Annotated in this window: 22 protein-coding genes; 15 read left to right on the top strand and 7 right to left on the bottom strand. The window is 61.5% G+C overall.

Features of this window, described 5'->3' with window-relative positions; genetic code table 11:
- Positions 1–48: 48 nt before the first annotated feature.
- Both FZZ88_RS06325 and FZZ88_RS06330 read right to left on the bottom strand, forming a co-directional pair.
- Positions 49–1,212 carry a GuaB3 family IMP dehydrogenase-related protein gene (locus FZZ88_RS06325; protein WP_115025313.1) on the bottom strand — a complete coding sequence of 388 codons (1,164 nt, stop codon included), beginning with the start codon at positions 1,210–1,212 and terminating at the stop codon, positions 49–51.
- A gap of 48 nt (positions 1,213–1,260) precedes the next feature.
- Positions 1,261–1,836, bottom strand: a complete 576-nt coding sequence (locus FZZ88_RS06330; protein ID WP_166017299.1) for a CAAD domain-containing protein — start codon at positions 1,834–1,836, stop codon at positions 1,261–1,263.
- Between the two features lie 92 nt (positions 1,837–1,928).
- On the opposite strand from FZZ88_RS06330, the gene gyrA reads away from it, so the two are divergent.
- Together gyrA and crtL are read left to right on the top strand one after the other, a co-directional pair.
- Entirely contained in the window at positions 1,929–4,532 is a 2,604-nt protein-coding gene (gyrA, locus tag FZZ88_RS06335) for a DNA gyrase subunit A (protein WP_166017298.1), read from the top strand.
- Between the two features lie 2 nt (positions 4,533–4,534).
- Complete coding sequence (gene crtL, locus FZZ88_RS06340) at positions 4,535–5,788, top strand: lycopene beta cyclase (RefSeq protein ID WP_166017297.1); 1,254 nt, start codon at positions 4,535–4,537, stop codon at positions 5,786–5,788.
- On the opposite strand, the gene FZZ88_RS06345 is transcribed toward crtL, so the two are convergent.
- Positions 5,755–7,323, bottom strand: coding sequence for a 1,4-alpha-glucan branching protein domain-containing protein (locus FZZ88_RS06345; RefSeq protein WP_166017296.1), 1,569 nt, complete (start codon positions 7,321–7,323; stop codon positions 5,755–5,757). The genes crtL and FZZ88_RS06345 overlap by 34 nt on opposite strands.
- Before the next feature lie 109 nt (positions 7,324–7,432).
- Here FZZ88_RS06345 and FZZ88_RS06350 point away from each other — a divergent pair, with 109 nt between their 5' ends.
- Positions 7,433–9,055 (top strand): 2-isopropylmalate synthase, encoded by a 1,623-nt coding sequence (locus tag FZZ88_RS06350; RefSeq protein WP_166017295.1) that lies wholly within the window; start codon positions 7,433–7,435, stop codon positions 9,053–9,055.
- 10 nt (positions 9,056–9,065) lie between these two features.
- The gene (locus FZZ88_RS06355; RefSeq protein WP_166017294.1) at positions 9,066–9,890 is read left to right on the top strand and encodes a carbohydrate ABC transporter permease; all 825 of its coding nucleotides are present in this window, start codon (positions 9,066–9,068) and stop codon (positions 9,888–9,890) included.
- On the opposite strand, the gene FZZ88_RS06360 is transcribed toward FZZ88_RS06355, so the two are convergent.
- Positions 9,828–10,121, bottom strand: coding sequence for a hypothetical protein (locus FZZ88_RS06360; RefSeq protein WP_166017293.1), 294 nt, complete (start codon positions 10,119–10,121; stop codon positions 9,828–9,830). The genes FZZ88_RS06355 and FZZ88_RS06360 overlap by 63 nt on opposite strands.
- Positions 10,122–10,182: 61 nt before the next feature.
- Between FZZ88_RS06360 and FZZ88_RS06365 the strand changes: the two genes are divergently transcribed.
- Positions 10,183–10,428 (top strand): Nif11-like leader peptide family natural product precursor, encoded by a 246-nt coding sequence (locus tag FZZ88_RS06365; RefSeq protein ID WP_166017292.1) that lies wholly within the window; start codon positions 10,183–10,185, stop codon positions 10,426–10,428.
- A gap of 18 nt (positions 10,429–10,446) precedes the next feature.
- On the opposite strand, the gene FZZ88_RS06370 is transcribed toward FZZ88_RS06365, so the two are convergent.
- Together FZZ88_RS06370 and FZZ88_RS06375 are read right to left on the bottom strand one after the other, a co-directional pair.
- Positions 10,447–10,656: a hypothetical protein gene (locus FZZ88_RS06370; protein ID WP_115025304.1), complete on the bottom strand. Its 210-nt coding sequence runs from the start codon at positions 10,654–10,656 to the stop codon at positions 10,447–10,449.
- 66 nt (positions 10,657–10,722) lie between these two features.
- A complete protein-coding gene (locus tag FZZ88_RS06375; protein ID WP_166017291.1) occupies positions 10,723–11,175 on the bottom strand; it encodes a hypothetical protein in 453 nt (150 codons plus the stop codon).
- A gap of 90 nt (positions 11,176–11,265) precedes the next feature.
- On the opposite strand from FZZ88_RS06375, the gene FZZ88_RS06380 reads away from it, so the two are divergent.
- The 5 genes from FZZ88_RS06380 (at position 11,266) to FZZ88_RS06400 (ending at position 13,245) form a co-directional block, all read left to right on the top strand.
- Positions 11,266–11,514, top strand: a complete 249-nt coding sequence (locus tag FZZ88_RS06380; protein ID WP_166017290.1) for a hypothetical protein — start codon at positions 11,266–11,268, stop codon at positions 11,512–11,514.
- The gene (locus tag FZZ88_RS06385; protein WP_166017289.1) at positions 11,514–11,816 is read left to right on the top strand and encodes an MTH1187 family thiamine-binding protein; all 303 of its coding nucleotides are present in this window, start codon (positions 11,514–11,516) and stop codon (positions 11,814–11,816) included. The genes FZZ88_RS06380 and FZZ88_RS06385 overlap by 1 nt, the downstream gene beginning before the upstream one ends.
- A gap of 82 nt (positions 11,817–11,898) precedes the next feature.
- A complete protein-coding gene (locus FZZ88_RS06390) occupies positions 11,899–12,387 on the top strand; it encodes a hypothetical protein (RefSeq protein WP_166017288.1) in 489 nt (162 codons plus the stop codon).
- Between the two features lie 8 nt (positions 12,388–12,395).
- Entirely contained in the window at positions 12,396–13,001 is a 606-nt protein-coding gene (locus tag FZZ88_RS06395) for an RluA family pseudouridine synthase (RefSeq protein WP_226423687.1), read from the top strand.
- Positions 12,985–13,245 (top strand): SemiSWEET family sugar transporter, encoded by a 261-nt coding sequence (locus FZZ88_RS06400; protein WP_206339147.1) that lies wholly within the window; start codon positions 12,985–12,987, stop codon positions 13,243–13,245. Before FZZ88_RS06395 ends, FZZ88_RS06400 begins: the two co-directional genes overlap by 17 nt.
- 12 nt (positions 13,246–13,257) lie before the next feature.
- Here the strand turns inward: FZZ88_RS06400 and FZZ88_RS06405 are convergent, their stop codons facing one another.
- Positions 13,258–15,348 (bottom strand): HDIG domain-containing metalloprotein, encoded by a 2,091-nt coding sequence (locus tag FZZ88_RS06405; protein WP_166017287.1) that lies wholly within the window; start codon positions 15,346–15,348, stop codon positions 13,258–13,260.
- A gap of 70 nt (positions 15,349–15,418) precedes the next feature.
- Between FZZ88_RS06405 and folD the strand changes: the two genes are divergently transcribed.
- The 5 genes from folD to FZZ88_RS06430 all read left to right on the top strand — a co-directional run.
- Positions 15,419–16,300, top strand: a complete 882-nt coding sequence (gene folD / locus FZZ88_RS06410) for a bifunctional methylenetetrahydrofolate dehydrogenase/methenyltetrahydrofolate cyclohydrolase FolD (protein WP_166017286.1) — start codon at positions 15,419–15,421, stop codon at positions 16,298–16,300.
- A gap of 8 nt (positions 16,301–16,308) precedes the next feature.
- Positions 16,309–16,998, top strand: coding sequence for a TIGR02466 family protein (locus tag FZZ88_RS06415; protein ID WP_166017285.1), 690 nt, complete (start codon positions 16,309–16,311; stop codon positions 16,996–16,998).
- Positions 16,999–17,025: 27 nt separating this feature from the next.
- Positions 17,026–17,916, top strand: coding sequence for a geranylgeranyl diphosphate synthase CrtE (gene crtE / locus FZZ88_RS06420; RefSeq protein ID WP_166017284.1), 891 nt, complete (start codon positions 17,026–17,028; stop codon positions 17,914–17,916).
- A complete protein-coding gene (locus FZZ88_RS06425; RefSeq protein ID WP_166017283.1) occupies positions 17,913–18,425 on the top strand; it encodes a divergent PAP2 family protein in 513 nt (170 codons plus the stop codon). The genes crtE and FZZ88_RS06425 overlap by 4 nt, the downstream gene beginning before the upstream one ends.
- A partial coding sequence (locus FZZ88_RS06430) for an AAA family ATPase (protein ID WP_230332847.1) occupies positions 18,422–19,265 on the top strand: 844 nt, incomplete at its 3' end. The genes FZZ88_RS06425 and FZZ88_RS06430, both read left to right, overlap by 4 nt.

A 19,265-nucleotide genomic window follows, 5' to 3' on the forward strand; every position in this document is an offset into this window, starting at 1 on the left:
GAGGAGTGTGTGGGCCTAAGCCCGCACACGCTTCAGCCTAGCTCTGCTCTATTTGCCCATCCCGAGGTGTTGGGCCTTTTGGTAAACCTTCCCTTCCGTCAGCAATGACGGCGCAACGACCACCTCGACCTGCTGCATTTCTTTGATGGTCCGGGCGCCAAGGGTTCCCATGGATGTTTTGAGACACCCCAACAAGTTGTGGGTTCCGTCGTCCAACTTGGCAGGGCCGCGGAGAATGCGTTCGATGCTTCCTGTGCTCCCAACATTGATGCGAGTGCCGCGAGGCAGCACCGGGCTTGGCGTTGCCATCCCCCAGTGGAAGCCCCGGCCGGGGGCTTCGTCCGCACGGGCAATGGGCGATCCAATCATCACCGCGTCAGCCCCGCAGGCGATGCATTTGCAGATGTCACCACCGGTCACGATGCCCCCGTCAGCAACGATCGGTACATAGCGACCGCTCTCCTTTTCGTAGTCGGCCCTGGCGGCTGCGCAGTCTGAAACCGCTGTGGCCTGTGGAATTCCGACACCGAGAACGCCGCGGGAGGTGCAGGCGGCACCCGGTCCGATTCCCACCATCACGCCCGCCGCACCAGCACGCATCAGTTGCAGGGCTACGTCATAGGTGACGCAGTTGCCGATCACAACGGGGACGCCCATGTCGCGACAGAGGGCTTTGAGATCAAGGGTCTCCTGACCTTCAGGTCCGATGTGATCCGTCGAAACCACGGTGGCCTGCACAAAGAAGAGATCGGCTCCTGCTTCGGCGATGGCCTTGCCGAAACGCAGAGCAGCTACCGGGGTTCCGCTCACGGCGGCAATGCCTCCTTGGGCCTTGATGTCTTGGATGCGTTTCCGGATCAGTACTTCTTGAACCGGTTGGCTGTAGATCTCCTGCATCAGTGGGACGAATTCGTCCTTCCCGACGGCTGCGATGCGATCCAGAACCTGGTTGGGGTCCTCATATCGGGTTTGCACCCCCTCCAGATTGAGAACGCCAAGGGAGCCGAGCTGGGACAGACGGACGGCCATGTCCACATCAACCACGCCGTCCATGGCGCTGGCGATGATGGGGATCTCCCGCTCGATGCCCCCGAGTTTCCATCGGGTGTTGGTGACCTCGGGGTCAACTGTGCGACCCCCAGGCACCAGAGCGATTTCATCGATTCCGTAGGCCCGGCGAACGGTCTTTGAGCGTCCGAGCTGAATGTCCACCGCGCGACTTAATGAAGTCTGATCAAGCTACCAATCGGGATGATCGCTTCAGCTCGAACGACCCGTGATACGGCTCCAGGTTGACCGGGTGGCCGTGATGAATTTGTCCCGGTCGCTGTTCCTGATCAAGTTGCGAAGAGCAAAATTCATCAACCAGATCAGGCCGGCGAGCTCAAGAAGGCCTGGAGCTAGAGGAAGGCTGTCAATGGTGTTGAGCACACCGGAGTACACCTTCGCCACCAGGGCGAAGGCAATCAAGGCTCCAATTACCCGCAGCGGTAGCTGGGCTTTGGTCCAGAGCTGAGCAAGATCGTTCTGCTCCACCCAAGCCTTGGCCTTGCCCACCAGCAGCTCCCATTCACCTCCGTCTTGATCTGAGCCGTCCTGATCTGAAGCGTCCTGCGCAGGGATGGAGACGGTGGACGCGATCACTGGGTCCGGAGTAGGTGAGGGGGTTGGTGCCGGTGCTGGCGTGGGCTCAGGTGTTGGTGCTGGCGTAGGCGCGGGGGTTGGTGCCGGTGTTGGTGCTGGCTCCGGACTACTTACGGGGGTAGCAGCAGGAGTTGGCGTGGGGTCGCTGCCTGGGGTTTCGGCTTCAGGGCGAGGCTCGTCGACAGGACCCATCACGTCAGTGCAAAGCGGTTGGGATTTTATCCGGAGTTTTCCTGTTGCTTCCACTGTCCGAGATAGACTGTTAAAGGACGTCTGATGCACGTATGACGGATTCTGTGGGGCCTGTCGGCGGCGGTCCTGGCGGTTCCGACGATCGGATTATTCAGACGGACCTACGCAACGAGATGTCGCGCTCCTATTTGGAGTACGCGATGAGTGTGATCGTTGGCCGGGCCCTGCCCGATGCCCGCGATGGTCTCAAGCCCGTGCATCGACGGATTCTTTACGCGATGTATGAGCTGGGCCTCACCAGCGACAGGCCATATCGCAAATGCGCCCGTGTGGTGGGCGAAGTGCTCGGCAAATATCACCCCCACGGCGACACCGCTGTGTATGACGCCCTGGTGCGCATGGCCCAGGACTTCTCCATGTCGATGCCCCTTATTGATGGGCATGGCAATTTCGGCTCTGTGGACAACGATCCACCGGCAGCCATGCGTTACACCGAATCGCGGTTGCGGGCGCTGACCACCGACAGCCTTCTGGAGGACATTGAGGCGGAGACGGTTGATTTCGCCGATAACTTCGACGGCTCCCAGCAGGAGCCAACCGTGCTTCCCGCCCGAATCCCGCAGCTGCTGCTGAATGGTTCGGCGGGCATCGCCGTGGGGATGGCGACGAACATTCCGCCCCACAACCTCAATGAGCTGATTGATGGCTTACTCGCGTTGATCGCGAACCCGGAGATCACCGATCAGGAGTTAATCCAACTGATCCCTGGCCCGGATTTCCCCACCGGTGGTCAAATCCTGGGGCGTGAAGGCATCCGCGAGACCTACCTGGGCGGCCGCGGCTCGGTGACCATGCGCGGCGTGGCCAACATTGAAACGCTCGAGGTGCCGGGACGCCCCGATCGCGATGCCGTGATCATCACTGAGTTGCCGTATCAAACCAACAAAGCGGCGCTGATCGAGCGCATCGCAGAGCTGGTCAACGACAAAAAGCTCGAGGGCATCTCCGACATCCGCGACGAAAGCGACCGCGATGGCATGCGGATCGTGGTGGAACTGCGCCGTGACGCCTACCCGCAGGTGGTGCTGAACAACCTGTTCAAGCTCACCCCGCTGCAGAGCAACTTCAGCGCCTACATGTTGGCGCTGGTGAATGGCGAGCCAATCCTGCTCACCCTGCGCAAGATGCTCGAGGTGTTCCTCGACTTCCGGGTCGAGACGATCGAGCGCCGCACCCGCTACTTGCTGCGCAAGGCCGAGGAGCGCGATCACATTCTGTTGGGCCTGCTGCTGGCGCTCGATCAGCTGGATCCAATCATTGCCTTGATCCGGGCTGCTCCCGATACGGCCACGGCTCGGCAACAGCTGCAGGAGCGCCATGGCCTCTCCGACATCCAGGCCGACGCCATCCTGCAGATGCAGCTGCGTCGTCTGACGGCTCTGGAGGCCGACAAGATCCGGCTCGAGCACGAGGATCTGGTCACCAAGATTGCTGATTACAAAGACATCCTTGGCCGGCGTGAGCGGGTGTTCGGCATCATCCAGAGCGAGCTCGGTCAGCTGCAGGAGCGCTACCCGATTCCACGCCGCACGGAGATCCTTGACCTCGGAGGTGGACTCTCCGACATCGACCTGATCGCCAATGAGCGTTCGGTGGTGCTGCTCACCGAGACCGGTTACCTCAAGCGGATGCCGGTGAGCGAATTTGAGGCCACCAGCCGCGGCACCCGCGGCAAGGCCGGCACCCGCAGCCAGGGTGAAGATGCGGTGAAGCTGTTCATCAGCTGCAACGACCACGACACCTTGGTGCTGTTCAGCGACCGCGGTGTGTCGTACGCCCTGCCCGCCTACCGCGTGCCCCAGTGCAGCCGCACGGCAAAGGGCACCCCGGTGGTGCAGCTGTTGCCGATTCCCCGGGAAGAGGCGATTACCACGTTGATTCCTGTGTCGGAGTTCAGCGACGACACCGATCTGCTGATGCTCACCCGAGGTGGCTTCATCAAGCGCACCCGCCTCTCGGCCTTCAGCAGCATCCGCTCCAATGGCTTGATCGCCATCAACCTGGAGGAAGGCGATGCCCTCACCTGGGTGCGGTTGGCGGTGCCCGGCGACAGCGTTTTGATCGGCTCCAAAGCCGGGATGACCATCCACTTCCGCCTCAGTGACGAGGAGTTGCGGCCCCTGGGCCGTACGGCCCGCGGCGTGCGGTCGATGAACCTGCGCGATGGCGATGCCCTGGTGAGCATGGATGTGCTGCCGGTGGAACTCGCCGATCAGGTGGCCGCCAGTGCCGAGGATGAAGAGGATGCAGCCACCGAGGGCCCCTGGGTGCTCGTGGCATCGGCTTCGGGTCTGGGCAAGCGGGTGCCGGTGACGCAATTCCGTTTGCAGAAGCGTGCCGGCATGGGTCTGCGGGCGATGAAGTTCCGCACCGAGGCCGATGAGCTAGTGGGCCTGAGCGTGCTCGGTGCCGGTGAGGAATTGCTCCTCGTCAGCGAGAAGGGGGTGATCGTGCGCACCAGCGCCGATGCCATTCCCCAGCAATCCCGTGCTGCTACTGGCGTGCGTCTGCAGAAGCTTGACAAAGGTGACCGGCTGCTCAAGGTGGTGTTGGTGCCGCCGGAAGCGGAAGACGAATCCGCTGACGACGACACCACTGCATCGGAAGACACCGGATCAGACGCGCAGGACAGCTGACCTTGGCCCAGCCGGTGGATGTGTTGGTGCTGGGGGGCGGTCCTGCTGCCCTCTGCATCGCTTCTGAACTGAACCAACGGGGCGTGGCTGTTGCCGGCATCGCTCCCGAACCGGTCGACGATCCCTGGCCGAACACCTACGGCATCTGGGCCGATGAACTGAAAGCGGTGGGGCTTGAGCAGTTGCTGGAGCACCGCTGGAGCGACACCGTCAGTTATTTCGGCGATGGTGGCACAACGGCTCAGGCTCAGAGCTATGCCCATTGCATCGACTACGGCTTGTTTGATCGGGCCGCCTTGCAGCGGTATTGGCTGGAGCGTGCCGAGGGGGTGATGTGGCATCAAGACACCGTTAAGCGGGTGGAGGTGCGTGGATCAACAACCAGTGTCAGCTGTGCATCGGGAAGCACGTTGCAGGCGCGTGTGGTGATTGATGCCTCCGGCTCGCGTACGCCCCACATTCGTCGCCCGGATCTAGGGCCGGTGGCGGGTCAGGCGGCCTACGGCGTGGTGGGGCGTTTCTCCAAGCCGCCGATTGAGCCGGGCCAGTTTGTGTTGATGGACTACCGCTGCGATCACCTCAGCGAAGCGCAGCGCCGTGAACCGCCCACCTTTCTCTATGCGATGGATTTTGGTGATGGGGTTTTCTTCGTGGAAGAAACCTCGCTTGCTTTGGCACCGGGTGTTCCCTACGACGTGCTCAAGCAACGGCTGCAGCAGCGCTTGGATCAGCGGGGTGTGGAAATTACTGAGGTGATCCATGAAGAGTTCTGCCTCTTCCCGATGAACATGCCGTTGCCCGATCGCAGTCAGCCGGTGCTGGCTTTCGGTGGAGCGGCGAGCATGGTGCATCCAGCCTCGGGCTACATGGTGGGATCCCTGCTGCGGCGGGGGCCTGATTTGGCTCAGGCTTTGGCGGAAGCCCTCGCTAATCAAAGCCTTGGCTCAGCGGCCTTGGCGCAACGGGGTTGGCAAGCGCTCTGGCCGATCGAGTTGGTGCTGCGCCATCAGCTCTATCAGTTCGGCCTTGGGCGTTTGATGGGGTTCAACGAAGCGTTGTTGCGCAGCCATTTCGCCACCTTTTTCTCGCTGCCGCGGGAGGAGTGGTTTGGTTTTCTCACCAACACCCTGCCGCTGCCGCGGCTGATGGGCGTGATGCTGCGCTTGTTTGCCTTATCTCCCTGGGAATTGCGGCGGGGGTTGGTGTTGGGGGCGGCCCCAGCTCAATCGCCGACCTGGGCCCAGTCCAACGGCTGAATCAGCGGGAACAGGCGGTCATCCATCTGCACCTCCTCGAGCCAGCCCTCCGGCAGCTCGGCTGTGCCGTCGATCGCCTGCATCAGCTGCCAGAAGCGGCCCAGGTGGCGTTCCACCCGTTCTTTGGCCAGTTCGGTGGTGGTGCCGGCCCGGAGGATGAAGCTCCAGTCGGATGACTGCGCCAGCAACAGTTCTCGCGCGGCCTGCTGCAGCCACTGCATGGCCTCCTCGCTGCCCACCCCGCGGCTGCAGCGCTGCACCATTGCTGCACTGGCCCGTTCCCACTCCGGGATGATCCAGGCGTTGCTGTCGTTCAGCCAGTAGTCGTGATAGCCCCCTTGCCCCCAGCTTGATGGGGAGGGGTCACACAGCTGGAGCTGGCCAACGCTGTTCAACACATCGCGCAGCCGGGTGAAGCTCACCCCCTGCTGAGGAGCTTGCTGGAACAACTGGCTGAGAAAAGCCGGCCCTTCAAACCACCAGTGGCCAAACAGTTCGGCGTCGAAGGGGGCCACCAGAAGTGGGGACACATCCATGGCACGGTCGAGCTGATCTAGCTGACGGCGACGGCCCTGCAGGTAATCGGCTGCATGCTGCTTCACCCGTTCAGCAGCCACCCCCGGTTCGTAGGGGCGTTTCTGGTCTAAGGGTGCACTGTGATCAGTCACCCGATGCAGCTTTAGCCCGAGGGGTCGCGGCTGGTCGAGTCCGAGGGGCTTGAGCTCTTCGATAGGCAAGTCCCAGCCCAGATCGCGATGGAACTCCCGGTAGTGGGGATTGCCGGGGTAGCCGTCCTTGGCTGACCAAACCGGCAACGTGGCTTCACTGTCACGCCCAAAGAACGCCACCCCATTGCGGCTGCAGATCGGGGCGTACACCCCGTAGCGGGGGCGGGGGCGGCCATGCAGCAGCCCATGGCCGTCCAGCACGGCGTAGCGGAGCCCGGCATCGCGCATCCAGCGATCCAGCCCTTCGTAATAGGCGCATTCAGGCAACCAGATCCCCAGAGGCGATTCCCCGACGAGGCGCTGGTGTTCCCGCACCGCGGTGCGCAGTTGACCGCGCACCGCTTCCGGGTGATGGCGCAGCAGGGGGAGGTAGCCATGGGTTGCGCCGCAGGTGAGTAGATCGACCACCTCCTGGCGCTGCAGGGCTGCGAAGCGCTGGATCAAGTCACCATCGCAGTCCTGCCATGCCCCTTTGTGTCGCTTGATGGCCGCCGCCAGATGCTCGGCGCCATCGCGGAGCGCAGGATCCGCCTTTGGCAGCAGCGCGAGCCTCTCGTTCAGCCACTGGGGAAAGCGCTGCTTGAGGTCTTGATCACTCAGCAGCGACAGCAGCGTCGGCGATAAGCCGATGGTGAGTTTGGGCTGTTGGTTGGGGTCGGCGCTGGCCTGTTCCAGCGCTTCGAGAAGGGGCAGGTAGCACTCAATCAGTGCCTGGAAAAACCAGTCCTCTTCCAGAGAGCCTGGTTTTGCCGATCGCACGTAGGGCAGATGGGCATGCAACACCAGGGCGACAGCGCCTTTGGTCACGAACAAGCCCAAACGGTGGCTGAATTTAATCCGATTCCATCTCCATGCCTGAACTAAGATGAGTTAACTCATAGTCATTCCGACTAAGACCTCCGCTGGAGCCCCTTCCATGGCCAAGGACCCCGGTCGCGTCCTGATTTTTGACACCACCCTGCGGGATGGTGAGCAGTCTCCGGGGGCGAGCCTCAACCTTGAGGAGAAGCTGGCCATCGCCCAGCAGCTGGCTCGGCTCGGCGTGGATGTGATCGAGGCTGGATTTCCTTTCGCCAGTCCCGGTGATTTTGCCGCTGTGCAGCGGATCGCCCAGCAGGTCGGTGGGGACAACGGTCCGATCATTTGCGGCCTGGCCCGGGCCTCGAGGGCAGACATCAAGGCCTGCTCCGATGCGGTTGCACCGGCGCCGCGTCGCCGCATTCATACCTTTATTGCCACCAGCGACATTCACCTCGAGCACAAGCTGCGCAAAAGCCGTGCCGATGTGCTGGGCATCGTTCCCGAGATGGTGAGCTATGCCCGCTCGCTGGTGGAAGACGTTGAATTCTCCTGTGAAGACGCAGGGCGAAGTGATCCGGAGTTCCTCTACGAGGTGATTGAGGCGGCGATTGCTGCGGGTGCCACCACGATCAACATTCCCGACACCGTTGGCTACACCACGCCGTCGGAGTTCGGTGCTCTGATCGCGGGCATCAATCAGCACGTGCCCAACATTGCCGATGCCGTGATCTCGGTGCACGGCCACAACGATCTCGGCCTGGCCGTGGCCAATTTCCTCGAAGCGGTTAAGAACGGCGCCCGTCAGCTCGAATGCACGATCAATGGCATCGGCGAACGCGCCGGCAATGCATCCCTCGAGGAGTTGGTGATGGCGTTGCATGTGCGTCGTCGCTACTACAACCCGTTCTTTGGGCGGGAGGAGGAAAGCCCCACGCCGCTCACCGCCGTGCGCACTGAAGAGATCACCAAGACCTCCCGCTTGGTCTCGAATCTCACCGGCATGGTTGTGCAGCCCAACAAGGCCATCGTTGGTGCGAATGCCTTCGCCCATGAATCCGGCATTCACCAGGACGGCGTGCTCAAGAACCGGCTGACCTACGAAATCATCGATGCCAAGACCGTGGGGTTGTCTGACAACCGCATCTCTCTCGGCAAGCTGAGCGGCCGCAGTGCCGTTCGCGCCCGTCTGGAGGAACTGGGCTACGACCTCACCCGCGACGATCTCGATGAGGCGTTTGCTCGTTTCAAGGAACTCGCTGATCGCAAGCGGGAAATTACAGACCGTGATCTGGAGGCGATTGTCAGCGAACAGGTTCAGCAGCCTGAAGCTCGCTTCCAGCTCAAGCTGGTTCAGGTCAGCTGCGGAAGCAGCCTGCGTCCTACCGCCACCGTCACGCTGTTGGATGAAGAGGGCAGTGAGACCACAGGCTCGGCGGTGGGCACCGGTCCGGTGGATGCCGTCTGCCGTGCCTTGAATGATCTGGCGGGCGTGCCCAATGAGTTGATCGAGTTCTCGGTCAAGTCGGTCACCGAGGGCATCGATGCCATGGGGGACGTGACCATTCGTCTGCGCCGCGATGGTGCTTTGTATTCCGGCCACGCTGCCGACACCGACGTGGTGGTCGCTGCGGCAATGGCCTTCGTCAATGCCCTCAACCGTCTGGTGGCCGGTCAGGAGCGTCAGTCATTGCATCCTCAGAAAGATCCTGTTGTTCTGGAGGGCCGACCGACGCTCTAGAGCCGACGCCATGCGCACCTCCACCGCCCGGGCTGTTCAGCTGGTGCTGCTGATTCTTCTTGCGCTGCTGGTGCTCACGCCGTTGCTCTGGTTGGTGAGCACCTCGCTCAAGGGTCCGGCGGAAGACATCTTCAGTAGTCCGCCGGCGTTGTTGCCCGCCCAGCCGAGCTTCGATGCCTACGTCCGGCTGTTTCAAGACAATCCCCTCACTACCTATTTGTTCAACAGCACTGTTGTGAGTGCCCTGGCGGTGCTGGCCAACCTGCTGTTCTGCTCCCTTGCCGCCTACCCCTTGGCCAGGTTGCGCTTCGCCGGCCGAGGCCTAGTGCTGGGCTTGGTGGTGGCCACGATCCTGATTCCTTTTCAGGTGGTGATGATTCCGCTGTATCTGCTGATGGTTCAGTTGGGGTTGCGCAACACCCTGCTGGCCTTGGTGATCCCCCAGGCGGCTACTGCTTTTGGTCTTTATCTCCTGCGCCAAAGCTTTCTTGGCGTTCCTAAGGAACTCGAGGAGGCGGCACGGATCGACGGTTGCAGTCGCTTGGGGGAATGGTGGAACGTAATGATCCCCGCCGCCAAAGCCGATCTCATCACCCTGGCGATGTTTGTCTTCATCGGAACTTGGAGTGATTTCCTCTGGCCGCTGGTGATTCTTGACGACCCATCGCTTTACACGCTCCCTTTGGGCCTGCAGCAGCTGTCCAGCAGCTTTTCACTGGATTGGCGGATCGTTGCGGCCGGATCGGTGGTGTCAATCCTGCCGGTTCTATTGCTATTCGTGCTGTTGCAGCGCTTCATCCTGCCCAATGCCAGCGGGGATGCTGTGAAGGGATGAGTTCGTGGACGTGCGCATGGCTGCAAAGGCATCCATGCGTTCCTGCATCAAGCCCATCTGTTGGCTGAGCAGGTCGCTTTGGGCATGGTCTGGCGTTTGTTGCTCCAGCTGATGGATCCGTTCTTGCAGCGCATGGATGCGTTGATCCTGCTCTTGCAATCCTTTCAGCAGCGTTACGACGAGAACACTCGCAAGAGCGAGGCTGCCGCAGCTGATCAGTTTCAACAGCATGCGACCTCCCAAATCAGTCTGATGCTGACTTGAATGGGATGTTCCAACAAGAGCTGCTGTGATGTCTCTCGACGATCTGGATCAATTTCTGGCCCTTCGGGACAGCGACCCTGGATTGGCCCATGCCTTGGCACAGCCCATGGATCTTGAGCAGTTTCTTGCACTCGCTGCCGAGCACGGATACGTCTTGACCGAGGCGGATGTCTTTGCGGCACAGCAGCGGGAACATCGCTTCAGAACAGCAGCGGAGCTTCAGCAGGATCAGGCCTCGGAATCGCGTCGCCTCCGCAATTTCATCAATGGCTGATCACCACCGCTTCACTTTTCATTGATCCAATTTCACGACGTCCGGTGTTTCGCCGTGCACTTCTCCAATCCAGCGGGCGTGGGTGACGGCACCATCGTGGGTGTGGAAAATCCAGGCCTTGTCCAGGGATGGCTGCCGCTCGATGTGTTGATCTACGGCATTGACGCCGAGGTAACCGCCGGCTGAGGAGGACCGCAGCACGTAGCGTTCGGCGTACTTGGTGAGCATTAGCTGAGAGGGGGCTCTAATTGTTCGCTAGCGGTGCGTTCTTGCAGCCTGCTGCGATCTGCGGAATTACTTTTCTTTTCCTTCCTGAAGAGTTAATAGGGTTTGTTGTTGCCAGCCCAGTCCGACCGGTGCTGCAAATCGGCTCTGATGACCGCCGTCACGGAACCAGGGAGCACTGAGGGCCGTGATCTTCAGTTCATCCGTGTTGAGATCCCAGGTGTCTTGGAGGTAGCTGCGGAGTTGCTCCGTCTCAGGGGGATCGAGCTGTTGCCAGTGCACCACGGCCAATTGCCCCGGTCGTGACTGGAGAATGGCCAGACGGTGATTCGGGTGGCCGTCGTTGGCGGGCTGAACGGATTCCTGAAGCTGCTCCTCGCAGACGTAAAGACGCAGCGGGACAGTGCTGTCAGGTTGGGGAAGTGGATATTTGTTGAGATACAGAGCCCGAGCTTTCTGAAACGCTGCCCCCGGGGCCTTGGCCATCAAGCTGTTGTAAGCCTGCTGCAGCTGCTCACTCATGTCGTTGCCGCCATGTTGCTGGCTCCAGTGTGTGGATGATTCGGGGCCATGAACATGGGAGAATGGTGACACTTCCGGGATTGGATCGCGATGGCTAAACATCGCTCCCGCTACCGGTTGGTTGGCCTTGACGGTCAGCCTCATCCGGTGCTCGATGCCCCTTACGACACATTGGAGCTGGCCCTTGCCGAGGCCAGCGATTGGTGCACTGGTCAAGGGTCTCGATGTTCGATGGGGCAGCAGGGAATTGCAGTTGAAGTGCGAACCGACAGCGGCAGTTGGCGCACCATTGAATATCCGGTCAGCTGCTTGAGCCAGTCCAGCGTGATGGTGGACTGATGTGGGTCAGTGTTGACCTCTGCGTTGTGCCAATAGGCGTTGGCGTCAGTCTTTCCCCCTACGTCGCCGCCTGTGAACGCGTGATTGCTGCCACAGGCCTCAAGCATCAGCTGGGTCCCAATGGCACCGCGATCGAAGGCCCCTGGGAGGAGGTCATGGCGTGTGTGCATGCCTGTCACGTTGAGTTGCACGGCATGGGAGCCCCACGGCTCTACACAACGCTCAAGCTCAACACCCGCACCGATCGGCAGCAGTCGTTTTCCGAGAAGCTTGCTTCCGTCGAGAACCTCCTCAGTGATTGAAAATCTATAGATCTTCGGTGGGTTTCGGCTCGACTTGAGTCGCTTTTGGGATCAATGAGATTGTTCAAGGCTGTCCTGCCCCATGCGTCGAGGTTTCGGGGGGGTGTTGTTGGCTCTGCTGGTCATGAACCTGACGGGAGGTGCCGTTCAGGCATCAACGTGGGATCGCATCGCCAGTTACCTGCGGCTGCTGCAGCGGGCGGGTGTGAATGCGCTGGTGGCGCCTGACTGTCCTGCCGGCTTGCTGGGAGCCTTTCATGAGGGCAAGCAGGCCCTCTTGATGTGTGGCAACAACCTTCCCGACGATCCATCGGTTGTTTGGGTCGTTTTGGCCCATGAATCAGCCCATGTGATGCAGTCGTGCAACGGCGGAAACCTGATGCCCGCGCCGTTGCTGGCCAAAAACATGGAGGAGGCTCGCCGTCTTGAGCCGGATACTTTTCACGAGTTGCAGCTGTATCACACGAGTCAGCATCACGTTGAGGCGGAAGCCCGGCTAGTGCAGGCTCTGCCGCCCACCCAGGTGGTGGCTTTGTTTGAAAAGCACTGCGCCACTCGAATCTCCCCTTGAAGCTGCTGATGCTCGACCCTTGGCTGATGGTGGTCGACAAGCCCGCTGGCCTGCTGACGCAACCGGGCCTCGGGCCTGATCAACAGGACTCCGTGATCACCCGCTTGCAGCGCAAAGAGCAAGGTCTGCGATTGGTCCACCGCTTGGATCGCGACACCTCGGGTGTGCTGTTGCTGGCCAGGAGTGCCGATGCCCTGCGGCGGCTCAGTGCCCTGTTTGCCGAACGTCGGATCAACAAGCTGTACCAGGCGGATGTTGAGGGGGAGCTCCTTGGCCGTGGCTGTATTGCCAGCCCTTTGGCACGGCTGTCACGCCAACCCCCGCGCTATGGCAGCCATCCCGAAGGACGTCTGGCGCTAACTCTTTGGAGAGTCTGTGCTGCTTATGCCCACGGCACGCGGATCTGGCTGCGCCCGCTCACGGGGCGTTCCCATCAGCTGCGGGCCCATCTGGCGGAGCTGGGACACCCCATCGTTGGTGATCCCATCTATGGCGATGCCGCTCGTTCGTGCCGGTTGCATCTGCATGCCAAGGCCCTGAGCTTTCGGCATCCCTTCACCAAGCAACGCGTCCGTTTGATCGCGCAGGAGGTTTCCTTTGCCACTGAGTGCTGAATTCGTCGGCTATCTGGCCGCTGGCCTCACGACGGCCAGCTTTTTCCCGCAGGCGGTGAAGACGCTGCGCAGTGGCGACACCAAGGCGATTTCCCTGGGCATGTACGCCCTGTTCACCAGTGGTGTGGCGCTTTGGTCGTTCTACGGCTTGCTGGTGAACGATGGCCCTGTGCTGGCGGCCAATCTGATCACCCTGCTTCCTGCTGCCGTTGTGCTCCAGCGCAAGGTCGTGGAACGGCGATAAGCCCTCAGGCCATCAGCGACGGGCCGGGATCGGATAAGGAATGCGGCGGTGGCGCATCCGCCGCCACACCTGCACGAAGGCACGGATCACCAGTTCCACTTCGCTGCGGTTGAGGCTGCTTTTGCGCAGTTGTCCATCCCGCTGTCGCGCTTCCACGATCCGCCGCACCGTGTCCACCGCCTGGGCATCGGAGGTGTCGGGGGGTAGGGATCGCAAGGCTGCCTCACATCCGTCGGCCAGCATCAAGATGGCCGTTTCTTTGGAACGGGGTTCCGGGCCCCTGTAGCGGAAACGGCGCTCTTCAACCGCCCCGCCGCGCTCCTGGGCCTTATGAAGGAAGTAGCCCATCTTCAAGGTGCCCTGGTGCTCAGGGATGAAATCGGCGATGGGCCGGGGCAGGCGGTGGCGCCGGGCCAGCTTCAGCCCTTCATCCACGTGGGCTTGAAGCACCGCTGCGCTCGCCTGGGGGTCGTCAAGCGCGTCATGGGGATTGGGGCCGTCTTTCTGGTTCTCGATGAACCAGTCAGGCGCATGCAGTTTGCCCACATCGTGATAGAGCGAGCCGGTCCGGATCAGATCCACATCCGCCCCAATCGCTCGAGCCCCTTCCTCGGCCAGGCCGCAGATCATCAGAGTGTGTTCAAACGTTCCTGGGGCTTCGCAAGAGAGGCGGCGGAGCAAGGGACGTTCTTGATCCGCCAGTTCAAGCAGCCGGGCTCGGGTGAGCAGTCCGAAGGATCCCTCGAGCATGGGGATCAGCAGCAGGCTGAACATCAGAAGAACCCCGAGCAGCAAGGCGTCGGTGGCCAGTTCATCAAGGCTGGGATTCAGGCTTCCCCAGAGACGCAGACCGGTGAAGGGCTGGAGTTGCAGCAGCAGCCACTGGCCAACAAGGGCACCGATTGGCAGCAGCACCGTCAGTTGTAGGAGCTGTCCGCGGCTGCGTTGACGGCCCGCGATCAAGGCCCCAGCTGCAGCGACTGTTGCTGCCACAAGAAGGCGACCATCTCCAAGACCCAGCACGGGTTCAGGCCAGAGCAGGGCTGCTACACCCATCCAGATCAAGCCGCAGCCGGTACCGAGACCTTCAGCCAGCACCAGGGTGGGTGGTACCAGAACGGCAAGCGGGCTCACGGTTCCCTTGAACCAGAGTTTGGCGACCTGCACCAGGAGAAGAAGTCCCACCGCCAGCAGGGCGTGGCGTACCTCCAGGCCAGGCCGTTCACGCCGCATTACCAACAGCATTGCTGCACAGCCAGCAGCGGCTTCCACGAACCGCTTAAACCAAATCAAAGGTTGGGGTTCGCGGCGCACGCGGCCGAAATAATCGAGCACGTCGTAGGCCTGGGGACTGATCGGTTCGCCTTTGCGGGTGATCAGATCTCCCTTGCGCACTTGGATGGTAGGGATGGCCTGTTTGGTCAGCTGCTCTTCGATCAGCTGTTTGCTCAGGTTCGGGTCGGTGCGCAGGTTGCTGCTCCCGCGCAGGGCGCTGGTCAGCACCTTGGTGGCCAGGGATCGTGACGCCGGCTCCTTCAGCGCGACAGCCTTCAGTTGAAGGTCGGCGGCCTGGCGCAATTGCTCAACGGCCAGATTGCTGACCAGTCCTTGGCTGAGCATCCGATTCGCAGTGCTTCGCACCGCGGCATCCCAGGCGAGATGCTCCTGTTCGCTGCGTTGTTCCAGCCATTTCTGCTCCGGCTCGGACAGGTTGACCGGCCCGATCCGAGCTCCAGAACCGGTGTTGGTGACCTCCTGCAGCTGAAGCAGTTGCTGCTCCAGGCGTTGTTTAAGTCGTTGGTTTTGGTCTTGATCGATGACCTGGACCACTGATCGCGCCACCAGAGAGGCGCGCTGCTGTTCGAGGGCGGTGCTGTCCTGAACCAGGACATCTTTCGGCGCTATGGCATCAAACGGGGCAAGCGATCCCGGCTGGAGTTCCGGTTTGATCAGCCAAGGCAGGCTTGAGGCTGCCGCCACGGATAGGCACAACAGCAGAACGACGAGGGCTTGCAACCGCGTCCAGCGCAGCAGTCGGCTCCCTGGGCCCTCGAGCCGTAGCCAGTTCCTCCTGAGGCTGCTCAGCCGTGGAACGCGAACCAAAAAGGACCCCGTAGCAGCTTCACGCTAGCTCTCTCCAGAGGGCATGCTGTAGGCAGTGGACTGAGATGCCATGGCCCTGCGTTTGGACGGCAAGGTGCTGGCAAGGGATGTGGAGCGTCGTCTTCAATCTCTGATCGAACAGCGTCTGGCTGAGGTGGGTCGACCGCCAGGGTTGGCGGTGCTTCGTGTCGGAGATGATCCGGCCAGCGCCGTCTACGTCGCCAACAAAGAAAAGGCTTGTGCTCGGATTGGTGTGGCCAGCTTTGGCGATCACCTCCCTGGCGACACTCCTGCTGCGGAGGTGCTTCAGACTATTGAACTGTTGAATGCCAACCCGGAGGTGGATGGGATCCTCCTGCAGCTTCCCCTGCCGGCCGGTCTGGATGAGGGGCCGCTGTTGATGGCGATTGATCCCGAGAAGGATGCGGATGGTCTGCACACCCTCAATCTCGGACGGCTGCTCAAGGGTGAACCGGGCCCGCGCAGCTGCACCCCCGCAGGGGTGATGGCGATGCTGCGCAGCAATGGAATCGACCCGGCGGGCAAGCGCGCTGTGGTGATCGGCCGAAGCATTCTTGTAGGACAGCCGATGGCCTTGATGCTTCAGGCCGCCAACGCCACCGTCACCATCGCCCATTCCCGCACGGCAGATCTGGCGGCGCACACCAAGGAGGCTGAGATTCTGGTTGTGGCGGCGGGGCGTCCCCAGTTCATCGGGGTTGACCACGTGAGGCCGGGTGCGGCTGTGGTGGATGTCGGTATTCACCGCAAGCCTGAAGGCGGTCTATGCGGTGATGTTCGTGCTGATGAAATCGAGTCGATCGCCGGTGCGCTCTCCCCTGTCCCAGGGGGTGTCGGGCCGATGACGGTCACGATGCTTCTGGTGAACACCGTGGTGGCGTGGTGCAGACGCCACAACATTGACCATGATTTGGACGATCTCGTGCCCTGATCGATTCAATGGCGCTGCACTGGCTGTTCCCAACACCCGTTCTGCAGGCGGATCTTGAACCGGATGCAGCGACGGCCGCAGCCATGCAGCAGCAGCTTGAACATTTCGACGCTCAGGTGTACCAGCACCCTGAGTTCAGCGATCGCAACAACCTCACGGGAGATTTGTTGGGCCACGCCGGCCTGGATCAGTTGCATCGCATGGATGCGTTCCAGTGGCTGAACGCTCAGCTATCCGTTTACGTGTCGGACTATCTCCGTGCGCTCTTGGGGAACGATCACGGCCTTGTGGCGCACATCCAAAAGGCCTGGCCTGTGGTTTGTGCCAGAAATGGCGGAACGATTGACCTGCATAGCCATCGCAATGCTCAGTTGAGTGCGGTGTTTTACGTGTTGGCAGATCCGGCGAATGAGAGTGGGGAGCTGGAATTTGAGGCTCCCGACGATTACTTCAGCCATGTGATGGCGATTCCCTATCGCGATGCCGCCGTCTCCGGTGGTGTTTTCGCGCCGAGGCCCCACCGGCTGTTGTTGTTCCCTTCGGATCTTCGGCATCGGGTGCTCCCTTATGAAGGCGAAGGTCCCCGCTATTCGGTCTCCTATGACCTGGCCATCACCACGGCGCCAGGGAAGGGACGCGAGATGCGAACACCCCATCCCATGGATTGGGTTCCACTCGGCATCAAGGACTCGGCCTGAGAGAATCCCGCCAGCCAGGGTCCACCCATGAGCGCCGAGTTTGATTTCAAGGCCTATCTCGGCAAGGCCAAAGAGCGGGTGGAAACGGCACTTGATGGATCCCTAGGTCCTGAGAGGCCGGAGTCCCTTAGGGAAGCGATGCGGTATTCGCTGCTTGCCGGTGGAAAGCGCTTGCGTCCAATTCTTTGCCTCGCCGCCTGTGAGTTGGCCGGTGGGGACGCGTCGCAGGCTCTGCCGACTGCGGTGGCGCTTGAAATGATCCACACCATGTCGCTGATCCATGACGACCTGCCGGCCATGGATGACGATGACTTGCGGCGTGGTCGTGCCACCAATCACAAGGTGTACGGCGAAGCCGTCGCCATCCTTGCCGGTGATGCACTGCTGACCCGAGCCTTTGAAATGGTGGCCCTGCGCAGCCCGGGTCTGCCGGCGGAGCGCTTGCTCAAGGTTGTCGGAGAACTGTCGTTGGTGGCCGGTGCACCTGGTTTGGTGGGCGGTCAGGTGGTGGACCTGGAATGCGAAGGAAAGGAGGTGGATCTGGAAACCCTCGAGTACATCCACCTCCACAAAACGGGAGCCCTATTGAGCGCTTGTGTCATCACCGGGGCCATGATTGGCGGCGCCGATGATGCCCTGATCAAGGCCCTGCGCATCTATGCGAGGGGGATCGGCTTGGCGTTTCAGATCATTGACGACATCCTCGACATCACCGCAAGCAGTGAGGTGCTCGGCAAAACCGCCGGCAAAGATCTCATCGCCGACAAGACCACCTATCCCAAGCTTCTGGGGTTAGAGGAATCCCGCCACAGGGCTGACGCGTTGGTCAATGAAGCGAAAGAATCGCTCCAACCTTGGGCTGAGAAGGCGGTTCCCCTGCTCGCATTGGCGGACTTCATCACCAGCCGCGACCGATGATCGAAGCCATTCCCTCCCACGCTGTTGTGCAGGAGGTGCTCGACAACAGTTCGCTGACCTGGGGTTTGATGGCCTGCGGAGTGGCCCAGTTGTCGAAGCTGTTCCTCGAGTTGCTGCTGCACCGCCGTTGGCGTCCGGCGGTGCTGATTGAAACCGGTGGCATGCCCTCCAGCCATTCCGCCCTGGTTACAGGGACGGCGGCATGTGTTGGATGGACCCTTGGCTTTGATCACCCCCTTTTCGCCCTTGCGGCGGTGGTGGCGTTTGTCGTGATGTACGACGCCAGCGGCATTCGCAGAGCCGCGGGTCTGACGGCGGAACGGGTCAACGGTCTGCCTGATTCGCTTTGGCCGGAGCCCCCTGCGAAACCGCTCAAGGAAAGCCTGGGCCACAGTCGGCTGCAGGTGTTGGTGGGCAGCCTGTTGGGCCCGGCCATCGCTTTGCCCGGCTTGGAGTATTTGGGATCACCGCTGCATCTGGTGGCCCGTCTTGGAGCCGGGCTGGGGTGACCGCAGCCGCCGAGCTCACCACTGATCAGCAGGCGGCGTCCGATGCCTTCGCGGCTTGGATCAATCAGCCCGTTGATGGCACGCCGTTTGTGCTCAGTGGTTTTGCCGGCAGCGGCAAGACCTTTCTCTCCATGCGCCTGCTGCGGCAGGTGGAAGCCAGCGGTTTGTGTTGGACCGTCGTGGCGCCAACCCACAAAGCGGTGGGCGTCTTACGCCAGGCCCTTGAGTTGGAGGGTCTCCAACCAACCTGGTATCCCTCCACAATCCATCGTTTGTTGCGGTTGAAGCTCAAGCGATCCGCTGACGCTGAACTCTGCGAACCCACAGAGCAGACAGCCATGGCCCTGGAGAACCTGGGCCTAGTGTTGATCGACGAAGCCTCCATGGTCGACAGTACCCTGCTGGGCATTGCCCTCCAGTGCGCCCATCCTTTCAAGACCCGTTTGGTGTTTGTCGGCGACCCCGCCCAGTTGCCACCGGTGGGTGAGACCAACAGTCCCGTGTTTGCGATGCAACGGTCTTGTTCTGCCACGTTGACCCAGGTGGTGCGTCATCAAGGGCCTGTGCTCCAGCTGGCCTCTGGTCTCCGGGAGGGTCGCCTGCCTTGCCAGATGCCGCCGCTGATGCCGCCGATTCGATCACCGCAGGGACAGGTGTGCAGCTTGATCCAACGGGAGTGGCTGGATCAGGCCCGGCGTGCTTTGCGGGAGGCCTCGGTGCAAGACAACCCCGATGCTGCACGCATCCTCTGCTACACGAACCGCACCTTGGATCGTCTTGTGCCCCATGCACGCCGTGCCATCCATGGCGAGATGGCGGATCAGATGCCGGTGCTGCCAG

Source organism: Synechococcus sp. PH41509, assembly GCF_020514285.1.
Taxonomy (GTDB): Bacteria; Cyanobacteriota; Cyanobacteriia; order PCC-6307; family Cyanobiaceae; genus Parasynechococcus.

Bases quoted from the DNA above. Each gene is read 5' to 3' on its own strand.
- FZZ88_RS06385 (WP_166017289.1), top strand. From the start codon at position 11,514: ATGTGGGTCAGTGTTGACCTCTGCGTTGTGCCAATAGGCGTTGGCGTC.
- FZZ88_RS06390 (WP_166017288.1), top strand. From the start codon at position 11,899: ATGCGTCGAGGTTTCGGGGGGGTGTTGTTGGCTCTGCTGGTCATGAAC.
- gyrA (WP_166017298.1), top strand. From the start codon at position 1,929: ATGACGGATTCTGTGGGGCCTGTCGGCGGCGGTCCTGGCGGTTCCGAC.
- FZZ88_RS06360 (WP_166017293.1), bottom strand. From the start codon at position 10,121: ATGCTGTTGAAACTGATCAGCTGCGGCAGCCTCGCTCTTGCGAGTGTT.
- FZZ88_RS06375 (WP_166017291.1), bottom strand. From the start codon at position 11,175: ATGAGTGAGCAGCTGCAGCAGGCTTACAACAGCTTGATGGCCAAGGCC.
- FZZ88_RS06395 (WP_226423687.1), top strand. From the start codon at position 12,396: ATGCTCGACCCTTGGCTGATGGTGGTCGACAAGCCCGCTGGCCTGCTG.
- crtE (WP_166017284.1), top strand. From the start codon at position 17,026: ATGAGCGCCGAGTTTGATTTCAAGGCCTATCTCGGCAAGGCCAAAGAG.
- FZZ88_RS06350 (WP_166017295.1), top strand. From the start codon at position 7,433: ATGGCCAAGGACCCCGGTCGCGTCCTGATTTTTGACACCACCCTGCGG.
- FZZ88_RS06330 (WP_166017299.1), bottom strand. From the start codon at position 1,836: ATGGGTCCTGTCGACGAGCCTCGCCCTGAAGCCGAAACCCCAGGCAGC.
- FZZ88_RS06380 (WP_166017290.1), top strand. From the start codon at position 11,266: ATGGCTAAACATCGCTCCCGCTACCGGTTGGTTGGCCTTGACGGTCAG.
- FZZ88_RS06355 (WP_166017294.1), top strand. From the start codon at position 9,066: ATGCGCACCTCCACCGCCCGGGCTGTTCAGCTGGTGCTGCTGATTCTT.
- FZZ88_RS06370 (WP_115025304.1), bottom strand. From the start codon at position 10,656: ATGCTCACCAAGTACGCCGAACGCTACGTGCTGCGGTCCTCCTCAGCC.
- FZZ88_RS06415 (WP_166017285.1), top strand. From the start codon at position 16,309: ATGGCGCTGCACTGGCTGTTCCCAACACCCGTTCTGCAGGCGGATCTT.
- FZZ88_RS06425 (WP_166017283.1), top strand. From the start codon at position 17,913: ATGATCGAAGCCATTCCCTCCCACGCTGTTGTGCAGGAGGTGCTCGAC.
- folD (WP_166017286.1), top strand. From the start codon at position 15,419: ATGGCCCTGCGTTTGGACGGCAAGGTGCTGGCAAGGGATGTGGAGCGT.
- FZZ88_RS06365 (WP_166017292.1), top strand. From the start codon at position 10,183: ATGTCTCTCGACGATCTGGATCAATTTCTGGCCCTTCGGGACAGCGAC.